At 68.4% G+C, this 2187-nt stretch carries 2 protein-coding genes; one reads left to right on the top strand and one right to left on the bottom strand.

Annotated features, from left to right (window positions below; all coding sequences use genetic code 11):
- Positions 1-178 precede the first annotated feature (178 nt).
- A complete protein-coding gene (locus tag BN903_RS17725) occupies positions 179-349 on the top strand; it encodes a hypothetical protein (protein WP_195155827.1) in 171 nt (56 codons plus the stop codon).
- A gap of 50 nt (positions 350-399) precedes the next feature.
- Here the strand turns inward: BN903_RS17725 and BN903_RS14470 are convergent, their stop codons facing one another.
- On the bottom strand, positions 400-2127 hold the full coding sequence (locus BN903_RS14470) for a globin-coupled sensor protein (RefSeq protein ID WP_228841120.1): 1728 nt from the start codon (positions 2125-2127) through the stop codon (positions 400-402).
- Positions 2128-2187 lie beyond the last annotated feature (60 nt).

Here is a 2187-nt window from a genome sequence, read left to right as displayed (position 1 = left end):
CGCGTCGCTGGCGAAGTACGAGGCGCGGATCGAGTCGTCCGGCGACGCCGGCTCCGGTCGATAGGACGCTCTCGTGCCCGCTCGCCCCCGGCCGATACCCCTCGCGCGCTCGCCGGCCCCGACCGACGGCGACGCCCGCGAGGCGTCGGTTCAAGTGCGTCGCCCGCCTACTGCGCCCGTGACTGATACCCCGTCGCTCGCGCTCCGCTACGTCGTCTGCGACGCCTGCGAGACGGTGTTCGCGCTGCCGGACGACCCCGACGAGCCGGACGTCTGCGGTCGGTGCGGTCGTCGGCCGCTGCGCGAACTCCCCGACGTTCGGGGGTCGGACGCGTACTTCTCTCCCTGAATTCGGTCTGCGAGCCGCGGGCCGCCCGCTGTCAGATCGGCTCGACTGCCTCACAACAGGTCGTCTCTGTCCATCTCTCCGGCCGCGAGCGCCCGTAGTTCCTCGTCGGAGAGTCGCTCGATCACGAACTCCGGGATGCCCTCGGGGACACCCGCCGGGGCCTCCCGGCTGCCCTCCGTTCCTTCGGCGGGTCTTCCGCCGTCCGTCCGAGACGCCACGTGGGGGCCACCGCCGTCTCCGCCGTCCACGGCCAACCGGCGCACGGTGTGTTCCAGCGCTTCGACCGCCTCCGACTGGCGCTCGCTTTCGGCCGCCAGCTCCTGCACCTCCTCGGTGATTTCGTTCGACTGTTCGACCACGCCGTCTATCGTCGCCGCGATATCCTCGGCGGCGGCGGCCTGCTCGTCGGTCACGTCGGAGACCTCGTCGATCCCGTTCGCCGTCTCCGTCACCGCCTCGGCGATGGCGGAGAGGCTCTCCGTCGCGTCGGCGACGCGCTCGCTCCCGTCGTCGACCCGCTGGGTCGTCTCCGAGAGGCTCTCGACCGTCTCCTCGGTGTCGGTGCGGATCCCGTCGACCATCGACTCGATGTCGCTCGCGTGCCGCTGTGACTCCTCCGCGAGCGACTTGATCTCGTCGGCGACGACCCCGAACCCCGCCCCGGCGTCGCCCGCCCGGGCCGCTTCGATCGAGGCGTTCAACGCGAGCAGGTTCGTCTGGTCCGCGATCCCGTTGATCGCGTCGACGAACTCGTCGATCTCCTCGACGCGGTCTTGGAGCGCCTCGACGTCGTCAGCCACCTCGTCGACGGCGGCACCAATATCCGCCATGGCCGCCGCGGCGTCGTCGGCCGCCGCCCGGCCGTCGTCGGCCATCTCTTCCGCCCGGCTGCTCGTGCGCTCCACCTCCTCGGCGGTCGACGCCACCTCTTCGACGGTCGCCGAGAGATTCGCCACTTCCGAGGAGACCTCGGCCACCCGTCGTGACTGGTCTTCGGACGCGTCGCCGACCGCGGCAGCGCTGTCGGCGACGTCTCCTACCGACTCGCGGAGATCGCCGATCGGCTCTTGGACCTCCTTTTCAACCTCGGCCATCAGCCGCTCGTTCCGCTCGACCGCCTCGGAGAGCTTCTCGCTGTACGAGTGGATGTACGTGTCCGTCACGACCTGCATGTCGAGGTTGACGATCCGGAGGACGGAGAGGATGTCCTCGATCGCGTCGTCGACCTCCGCCTCGACCGCCGCCGCGGTCTCGTCGTCGATCCCTCCGCCCGCGACGTCGTCGGCCAGTCGGTCGGTGAGCGAATCGACGAGCCGGTCGCCGATAAGCGGGAGGATGAGGTCGTAGTACACGCCGTACTGACCGAGGTAGTGTTTCATCGGCATCTCCAGCATGTCGTGGAGCTTCCCGATCCGCGCTCGGTCCTCGAAGTACTCCGGGCCGTAGTCCCCCTCGGCAAGCGTCACGAGGTACGCCGACTGCGTCCGCTTGAGCTGCTCGATCCCCTTTTCAGACCGCTCGATCACGTCGACGGTCTGGTCGTAGCCGGTGAGGTTGTCGTAGAAGTCGTCCGCGATCTGTTCAGCGTTCTCCGCGAACGCGTCCTCGTACCGGTTCAGTCGGCGCTCGTCCTCCTCGTCGAACCCGACGAACTCCTTCCGCCACGCGATCTCGTCGGCGTCGAGTCCGATCTCCTCGACCAGTTCGGCGACGTCGAGTCCGTCGTTCAAGCCGCCCTGCCCGAAGTCGTCCCGACTGTACTCTCCCAGTGAAGCCATACTGGCGCGTCCCCGCCCGGGTTATAAAAGAAGCAATACCCACATCTCACGAATGATACT

It is taken from the genome of Halorubrum sp. AJ67 (assembly GCF_000513435.1).
The sequence above is the reverse complement of the archived record's forward strand: the minus strand, read 5'-3'. Positions and strand labels throughout refer to the sequence as shown.